An 8,864-nucleotide genomic window follows, 5' to 3' on the forward strand; every position below is an offset into this window, starting at 1 on the left:
TAGTAAATTCAAAGACAATAAGAACTCGCACAAATGATTCTGACCATGACCAAAGTTATGCTCTAAATTATAACCGTGATTTTTAAGAACGTTATTGCCTTCATTTTCACCTTTCCATCTGCTACGTCCAGCTTTGACAATTTCTTCGACATTATTTTCCGTGATTTTATGATTAGTTATCCAATTATTTTGGTAGATAGTTTTCTGAGTTTTTTCATTAATAACAGTCACTTCACACCAATTAACTTCGAGACTTGAGTCGCCCTCTTTTAAGGGAACTCTAGAAGCATAACGATAACGATAAATTAGATTTTTTCGTCCATCCCATTGTTTCTTTTCAACGGTCTTAACTTCGCCACTTTTTTCTAAAATTTCTAGCCATTCATATAAAGTTTTATGCGACGTTTCCAAACAAACAAAAATAAAACTATAACCTTGTTTTGCCGCTAATTCCCAAATAGGTTCGTGAGAATATAAGTCGTCTCCTAAAAGAGTTACAGGATAACCATACTTATTTTTATGATTCTTATTTAACCATCTTTTAACGGCCGCATTTTCACAGTCTTGTTTTTGATTTCCATCTTGTTTTTTAATGAATTCTGGCTCTAAATTAATTACTTGTTTTTCATTAGGAGAAACTACCATAGGTGTGACACAGCCATGAAAATAAGTTGTAGTTCCATTTCGATGATTACGACAGTTACAATGAGGGCAATGAATTTTCTTGGATGAGAAATATTCTGTGCCATCTAACGCCACTAAAATTTCTCCATCTAAGTAGAGAAACTTTTTCAAAACTCCCTTTTCCTTTAACCATTGATAGACTTTTTGAAAAGTCCTAGAGACATTAGAGGCTGGCACTGGATCTAACAAATTTCTTATTTGATTATCCCCAGGAATTTTTTCAATTGAAAATAAACTTTCAGCATTATCTTTTCCCTTATTACTTTTCATTAAACGTTGATGGTCTAAAAAAGACGGCGACTGAGTAAAAAAGACTGAAAATGCAGCCATCACGGCATCTTCTACCTCATATTTTCTATTATTTCCAGGTTTCCTCTCATCGGGTAAATCATCTAATTCTTGACGTAAAAATTGCATTAATTCCGAAATTTCTAGGGTTGCCGCTTTTTGAGCCATCTTGGAATAATTTGACGTGCTGGTGGATTTCTATCTCACCCATTTTACCTTAGCTGACAATAATTATAAATTTTTATTTCCCTTGAATTCCCTATTCTAAAAACAGAACTATCTTCCTGAATTAACCCCGTTCGTTCTCAGCCAATCCCTTTGATTGCTTGAGTATTTATACTTAATTTGTCCAGCCAATTGTTTTTTTGGTGATCGCCTCTCCTCTGAAATAGTCACTTTGTACTATATTTTCCCTGCCAAAATCGGGGTTAATGCTCTATTTATTTCAAAATGAGAATTGCTGCATGCTCACACAGAACCTAGAAGAGCCAAGAATGGTTCTATCCATAATGGAAAACCCAAACGTCAGTGTAAAGAATGTGGTCGTCAGTTTGTGATCAATCCCACTAATAAAACCGTCTCTGACGAAACCAAACAATTAATTGATAAACTCTTGCTCGAACAAATTTTCTTACGAGGAATTGCTATAGTAACAGGGGTAAGTTGGTCATAATTACAAAATTATGTCAACAATAAACTGGCGGCTTTACCCCGTAAAATAAAGGTTTCGGACAAACCAAAAGGTAAATTGGTTATAGAATGTGATGAGATGTGATCTTTTGTTTTTTCTAAGACGATAAAGGTTTATATTTGGCGGTTAATTGATAGAAACATAAGAGAATTTATTGGCTGCTATTTAGTATATAAAAGTCGTCAATCAGCCAAAAAACTTTGGGCAAGTTTACCAAGTGTTTACCGACAATGCGCTGTTATTACATAGACTTTTGGAAGTCATATAAGACAGTAATTCCCAGTAAAAGTCATCGACCAGTCGGGAAAGAAACTGGTCAAGCTAATCCTATTGAAAGATTAAATAATACCTTTAGACAAAGGATTTCTCGGCTGGTGAGGGAGAGTCTATCTTTCTCTAAAAAAAATGGAGAATCACGTTAGGGAACCCTTTGGTATTTTATCCATGACTACAATGCACAGCAAAGCAAAAGATTAAGCCGCCATCACTACTACCGAATCACCACCGAAATCTAAGCACTGTCCGGGTGTCGCGGTCCTAGACGAAGGTATTGTAAAGTTTCAATACAAATATGGTCAGATATAGTCATTCATGGTGTTATATACGGACAAAACTATCGGACTAGGCAAAAAAAAGAGGAATAAGTTATCGAACGGCTTGGAGGTGGTGGAAACAAGGGAATTTAACAGGCTATCAATTGCCTTCTGGTACAATTATCACAACGGATGATAACCCTTCAAAACCCAACGCTGAGTTATAGCAATTTGTTCCTTGGCATTTCCAGCAATTATTCGAGCAAAGCAGAGGAGTAGAGAGGAATATTATGCTAGACGGCGTTGTCAAATCGAAAGATGATCCGAATCAGCTTGGAACTGAAATTACTTTGATAGCAAGGATTGCATTGCATCTTTCATATTCTGATCTGACAACGCCTGCTAGACTGCAACAACTGTACGATCTCATGGCTTGGATAGCATTGGTGATCGCAGTTCCCAGGACTTTTGTTTCAGTTCCTTTGTTGACAAATTTGCTCGGCAAGGAATATACTAAAGCTGGTCGAATTCTGGTATGGCACATCTGGTCGAGATCTATTGTTTTTGTAGGGATAGCATTTAATCAGTGAATGATCGTGGAAAATATGACTCTGTTAACCTTTGCAAGAACCTCATTGGGTGCTATTGCCAATGTTGGATTAAATTTTCTTCTCATCCCTCATTATGGAGGTCTTGGAGCAGCAATTGCAACAGTGATCTCTTATGGATTTGCGCTATATGGTCTATATCTGTTCTTCCCATTCTTATACAGGAGTGCATGGATGGTAACTAAAGCATTTTTAATTCATTTTCGCCTCAATCACAACTTAATCTATCTCTCCAACATAAAAAACAGAATACTACTATAAACCATAAAATTGACAAGAAATTAAAGATGTAATTTATTAAACATTAAAAAATTTAGAGCCATGAAAAATCTCTTTTGGAAGCTTCAAAGAAAACTAAGAGGTCGTATTCATCGTCATTTCGGAGATGATCTGTTCAACCAAAAAATCATCCAAAATCTATTAGGTTTCAAGATAGATATAGATAATCAAAGAATTTTAGAGACAATTGATGGTCTTGAAATAGAGTATTGTTATTCATCAGTTATAGGTAGACAACTATTTTTCCAAGGTAGCTTTGAAGAAAATGAAATTGTCTTCTTGAGCAAGATACTATTAGAAGATAGCGCTCCTATTGTATTAGACATAGGAGCTAATATTGGTCTTCATTCTATGAAATTAGCCAGGTCTGGTAAAAACACTAAGATCTATGCTTTTGAACCATCTCCAGGAACTGCGAGTATTTTAAGTAAGAATATAATTAAAAATTCTCTGGCAAATAAAGTAATTGTGGTGCCTAAAGCTGTCTCGGATAATATTTGTAATATCACTTTTTTTGAATGTGAAGATAATGCTTATAGCTCTCTCAAGGATACTAAACGAAAGAAAGTGGTTAATCGAGTTAAAGTACCCGTAACAACTATTGATGAATTTGTCAAGGAGAATGAAATTTCAAAAATTTCTTTAATAAAGATTGATGTAGAAGGTTTAGAAACAGAAGTTATCAAGGGTGCTGAGAATGTCTTAAACAATTTGAAACCAGATTTGTTTGTAGAAATTTATGGTGGAGAAAACTCAAATCTAAATCCAGAACAGACAATTGAATCAATCCTGTCTTATGGCTATAAAGCATTCGTTTTTAATTCTATTAAAGCCTCATTAGAACCATTTAAGAAGCACTCAGATGACTATTATAACTACTACTTTATTCCTGTAGATAAAGAATACCATGATAGGAACTGTAAAACCTTAGTTGAGCCAATTGAACTAACTGAATAATTAAATAATTTAATCTATGGAAATTCCTTAGGTAATGAAAATAATGAAATGCCCAATTTGTCTTTCTTCAGCTGCTTTAAATAATCTACCGCTATACGATGATAGATACGGCTACCCAGGAAACTTTTTTCTTGCCAAGTGTTCTGTCTGCGGTCACAAACACTTAAAAGGAGAATTTACACCAGAAGTTTTGGCTGAACTTTATACGAAGTTCTACCCACGCTCGAAATACGTTCTTGAACAGTATCAGCCTCATAAAGAGATTAACGCTTTTAAAGCTTGGATGAACGGTTCCTATTCCTCAGCTTTTCGTTGGATACCCCAAAATGTTCGTATTTTAGATATTGGTTGTGGTTTTGGCGAATCTTTGGGATATCACGAGTCCCGTGGCTGTGATGTTTATGGGGTCGAAGCCGACGAAAACATTCGCCGCGTAGCTGAGAAGTTTGGCTATAAAGTACACGTTGGGTTATTTGATCCCAATCTCTATAAACCAGACTTTTTTGACTATATAACTATGGATCAAGTTATTGAACATGTTACCAATCCTATAGCAACCCTAAGTGACATTGCTAGAGTTTTAAAGCCAGGGGGAATAGCAATATTGACTACCCCGAACTCTAATGGATGGAGAGCTAGTGTTTTTGGGCATCGGTGGATTAATTGGCACGCTCCCTATCACCTTCAGTTCTTCTCGGTACAATCAATGCAACTGGCATCTGAGCAAGCTGGATTAACAGTGGAACAAGTTAAAATTTTAACCAGTTCTGAGTGGTTATTGTATCAGTGGATACACCTGATTTTATGTCCAAATATGGGCGAACCATCTGTATTTTGGTCTTTTAAGGAGGAACGAAGCTTTAAGGAGAAATTAGCACTTAAGCTTCTAGCCGCTATTCACAAAACTAAAGTCAATCACCTAATTACACGGTTTTGTGATAGCATAGGTCAAGGAGATAATTATGTGTTTTTCCTGAAAAAGAGGCAATAATTATGGATAAAGTTTATATTATTCTACCAGTTTGCAACCGTCGAAATATCACTCAGAAGTTTGTTGAATGTTTGAAATCACAAACCTACACCAATTATCACCTTATCTTGGTTGATGACGGTTCTATTGATGGGACTGAAGAGATGGTTAGAAGTCAGATTGAGTCTCTGACAGTCATCAAGGGAAATGGAAATTGGTGGTGGGCTGGCGGTTTACAGCAGGGTGTCAATTGGTTAAAGAATAATAATGTTAAATCCACCGATATAGTCTTGATGGCTAACGATGATGTTACTTTTGATCGGTCTTTCATAGAAAAGGCAATAAATATCTTACAATATTCACAAAAGACACTTGTTTCCGCACAAGGTTTTGAACCAGATACTGTAAGTGTAGTAAATCAAGGGGTAAAAGCTGACTTGAAATCAATGACTTTTAAAACTACTACCTCAGCAGAAGAAATCAACTGCCTACCAACCAGAAGTTTATTTTTAAGATTTTCTGATTTGCTCACTATTGGTGACTTTTATCCGACAATTTTACCTCACTATTTATCGGATTATGAATTCACCATTAGGGCATATAAAAAAAAATTAAAACTTCTGGTAAATCCTGAATTAAAAATTTACTTACATGAGAGTAATTTTATCAATAAATTACCGTCTTTAGAAAATAATAATTTTGGCAAATTTGTTCAAAGCTATTTTTCTAATAAAAATCCTGCTAACCCACTACATTGGACAGTGTTTGTCATTTTGGTATGCCCTAAACTCTGGATTCTCTTAAATATAACAAGGGTTTGGAAAGGATGTGTTTTTACAATACTAAAGGGTATCTTGAAAAAAAATAGATTTACGTCGGCATTGCACCACCTGAAACCCTGATAAGACCTTTGTTTATTCTCAATTAGTGCGAAGATTTTCTCGATAAGTCCAATTTATCGAGCTACCCTAGTAAAGAAGATTTATGCCTAATATTCCAACACTTAATCTTGTCAAGAAGCTATCCTACCATAATAGCTCCTTAAAATATGTATTACTATTTCTCGGCTTAATTGTATGGATTATAATACCGATAATTGGTATTTTTCCACTTCTTCTTTTCATCCATTTTAACTTGAATAGCAAGAAAAATAAAATAAGTGTCCTAAACTTATCAATTTTGATATTAATTGCTGTAACAACTGCGATTTTTACGTCATCCCAGAACATTATTTCTGATACTGCAATTTATGTGACAAGATATGAAGACTTAGGGCGATATAGCCCATTTGAATTAGCTTATGGCAAAGGTGTTGAATTTATACTCCCTTTATTGAGCTATCCTATTTATATAATTTCTAATGGTTCTAAATACTCTTTTTTATTCTGTTGGTCTTTATTTATTAATTTGGCGACTATCTATATAGCTATTAAGTTATCAAGAGAAAATTTTGCTTTGATCTTATTTTATACAATAGGCAATCCAGTTTTCTTTATGCAAATATTTTTAATGAGGCAATTTATTGCCAGCACTTTTGTGCTACTCGCTCTAGTTAATCTAGAGAGTGAGATAACTACCTGGGGATTTTATGCGACAAGTATTTTTACTCACTTTACTAGCATTATGTATTTGCCCATTATTATATGGGGAATAAAAGGAACTAATTGGGTACGCAAATTATTTTCTATCTTTACGAATAATCTAGTTTTTAAAATTCTAGTTTTGTTTTTACTTGTATCAGCTTTCGCGTTCGATCTTCGATACGGTACTTTATTGAAGTTTTTTGATCTCTTTAAAGGAACTGAAGCTTTATATGCAAAATCTCGTTACTGGGCTGCTGAAAACAAAGATACTGGCTTAGGAATTAGTCTTACAAAAATAGTTGAATTTTTAACTATTTTTTTGATCAATAGCTTCATGTTAAAAAAAAATCAGCAATCTCCTAGAAATAAAAATATAGATATGATTATGTCTATAATCTTTACATATTTATTTTTCTTATGTCTGATAACAAGCAATATTGGTGGATATTTTAGTTTAAGAATTGGTTTATTGTTGATGGGTTTTTCTGGAATTTTCTACTACCAACTTCTCGATAAAAAATGGAAAATTCCAGATATAAAAAATATTTTTATTGCCATTAGCCTTATTGTTGTATTTATCAGGTTTTTCTATTTTCTTTATAATCAAGGAAAGTTAGAATTATATTATCTTAACGGTCAACCATTTGAAAATTCTATATTGGAGTACATAAAATTAGCTTACGAAAGCTTTACCAACGACGTACAAATAGAAAGATTTCGTTAAACATACACAAATAACTTCTTTGCTGTGTCATTAGTTGATTGCTGTCCTAAAAAAGTGTTTACTCAATCATCCTAAAGTTTTAGCTTCCAGATTTTAATTCTACCATTATTTGCGATCAAACAAAGTGAAGATAAATGAAGTTGGACACAGCCATGATCGCCTTTGATATAATAGGAGCAAAGATGCTGCCTGCAAGAAAAGCCATGATACAAGAAGAAATCAAAGCGATTATCCGCCAAGAAATGCCTGAAATTATGCAAGATAGGGAAATGCGGGACTATTACGACAGTAGTGTTGATGCTTTGGGAGCGATATGGGAACTGCACTCGGAGTAATCTTTCCGCAATGCTCTGAAAGCAATTTTAGAAGAGTCTTTCGGAGTGCCGGTGATTAATGTTACTGAATAGGATGACGAAGGCGAAGTCTTTGGCAGGCCAGACCAGATAGAATTGGATTTGTTAATCAAAAATGGACTGTTGATAATTGGTGAAATCCAATCCTCTATAAATAAATAAGATATATACACTTTCGATAAAAAAGTACAATTTTATCAGCAGCGACACCAACAAGAATCCAACGGCAAGATAGTTATTTCACTGATGCTAGATTTCAAGGTGCAGGAAATAGCTAAAAATTTAGGAATAGAAGTTTATAGTTCTGCAAGAGATGTAGAAGTCAATTAATAAAAGGAAGGTTAAGGAAGATAAATAGTACAAAGAAATTATCAAGTGATCGCTACTTGACAAAACGGACAATATTTTTTAGTATTAATATTGCCCAATTTATATCATTAACAAAACTGCGAGAAATATCCACTATTTTATATGATTCTGATTTTGACTTGTGGATTGAGCAGACAATTCAACAATTAAAAGATCGTCAATTTGAACGACTAGACGTTGAACACTTAATTGAGGAATTACAAGACTTGGGCAAGTCAGAAAAAAGAGCCTTATAGCGGTAAGCGCTTGAGTGAGATACAAACCAAGCTTTGACTAGCATGGTTTATAGCTCGTGACACTGTACCTCATACGACTGCACACCGCTATAGAAAGTAACTTAATGGTTTTGTTGGCTCATTTACTCAAGCTCAAGATACAAGGCCATGCGCCTGATACTATGACAGGAAGTTGGTATGATTCAATCAACGAACACCAGCAGCGAGTTCATTCCATCTCTCAATCCCTATCTGTCAACAGCAGTTTCCTCAGTCTATCCAGACGCTCGCCCTCTGGCAATTAGAGATGGAAAAAAAGCCAAATTTGACGTTCACATACCATTAGAAAATGATTATCCAATCACCTGTCCTTTTTCAATGGAGCAGCTCTTGGATGATTTCTACTTAAATGCGTCTTAGCCTAGAATTGTGATATAACATATAGTAATCCCCTAAAACCTTGACAACAAGCAGCTGAACAATAGACCTCTTGCATAAATCCGAAAACAAACGATAGAAACAATAATGGGAGGGACTTTCAGTTAATTATTTATTAGTAGTTGATAATCTTCAAAAATGTTGCTGTACAAGGATCGACTTAAGACTTTTG

At 34.6% G+C, this 8,864-nt stretch carries 8 protein-coding genes and 3 pseudogenes; 10 read left to right on the forward strand and 1 reads right to left on the reverse strand.

Annotated elements, in window-relative coordinates:
* Positions 1–1,140, reverse strand: a 1,140-nt coding sequence (locus IQ234_RS18280; RefSeq protein ID WP_193958121.1) for an ISNCY family transposase, incomplete at its 3' end; no start/stop codon positions are given.
* Positions 1,141–1,429: 289 nt separating this feature from the next.
* Here IQ234_RS18280 and IQ234_RS18285 point away from each other — a divergent pair.
* The 10 genes and pseudogenes from IQ234_RS18285 (at position 1,430) to IQ234_RS18325 (ending at position 8,674) form a co-directional block, all read left to right on the forward strand.
* Positions 1,430–2,178, forward strand: a pseudogene (locus IQ234_RS18285) (IS1 family transposase).
* A 308-nt stretch (positions 2,179–2,486) separates the two neighbouring features.
* On the forward strand, positions 2,487–2,786 hold the full coding sequence (locus IQ234_RS18290; RefSeq protein ID WP_193958122.1) for a hypothetical protein: 300 nt from the start codon (positions 2,487–2,489) through the stop codon (positions 2,784–2,786).
* 15 nt (positions 2,787–2,801) lie between these two features.
* Positions 2,802–3,065: a polysaccharide biosynthesis C-terminal domain-containing protein gene (locus IQ234_RS22020; protein ID WP_193958123.1), complete on the forward strand. Its 264-nt coding sequence runs from the start codon at positions 2,802–2,804 to the stop codon at positions 3,063–3,065.
* A gap of 60 nt (positions 3,066–3,125) precedes the next feature.
* A complete protein-coding gene (locus IQ234_RS18300) occupies positions 3,126–4,040 on the forward strand; it encodes an FkbM family methyltransferase (protein WP_193958124.1) in 915 nt (304 codons plus the stop codon).
* Positions 4,041–4,083: 43 nt separating this feature from the next.
* Entirely contained in the window at positions 4,084–5,031 is a 948-nt protein-coding gene (locus IQ234_RS18305) for a class I SAM-dependent methyltransferase (RefSeq protein ID WP_193958125.1), read from the forward strand.
* 2 nt (positions 5,032–5,033) lie between these two features.
* A complete protein-coding gene (locus IQ234_RS18310) occupies positions 5,034–5,912 on the forward strand; it encodes a glycosyltransferase family 2 protein (protein ID WP_193958126.1) in 879 nt (292 codons plus the stop codon).
* 82 nt (positions 5,913–5,994) lie between these two features.
* Positions 5,995–7,317: an EpsG family protein gene (locus IQ234_RS18315; RefSeq protein WP_193958127.1), complete on the forward strand. Its 1,323-nt coding sequence runs from the start codon at positions 5,995–5,997 to the stop codon at positions 7,315–7,317.
* A 182-nt stretch (positions 7,318–7,499) separates the two neighbouring features.
* Positions 7,500–7,652, forward strand: coding sequence for a hypothetical protein (locus tag IQ234_RS21380; protein WP_228008616.1), 153 nt, complete (start codon positions 7,500–7,502; stop codon positions 7,650–7,652).
* Between the two features lie 114 nt (positions 7,653–7,766).
* A pseudogene (locus tag IQ234_RS21385) lies at positions 7,767–8,000 on the forward strand (hypothetical protein).
* 125 nt (positions 8,001–8,125) lie between these two features.
* A pseudogene (locus IQ234_RS18325) lies at positions 8,126–8,674 on the forward strand (DUF29 domain-containing protein).
* Positions 8,675–8,864 lie beyond the last annotated feature (190 nt).

Source organism: Microcystis aeruginosa LEGE 91341 (genome assembly GCF_015206885.1).
GTDB lineage: Bacteria > Cyanobacteriota > Cyanobacteriia > Cyanobacteriales > Microcystaceae > Microcystis > Microcystis aeruginosa_H.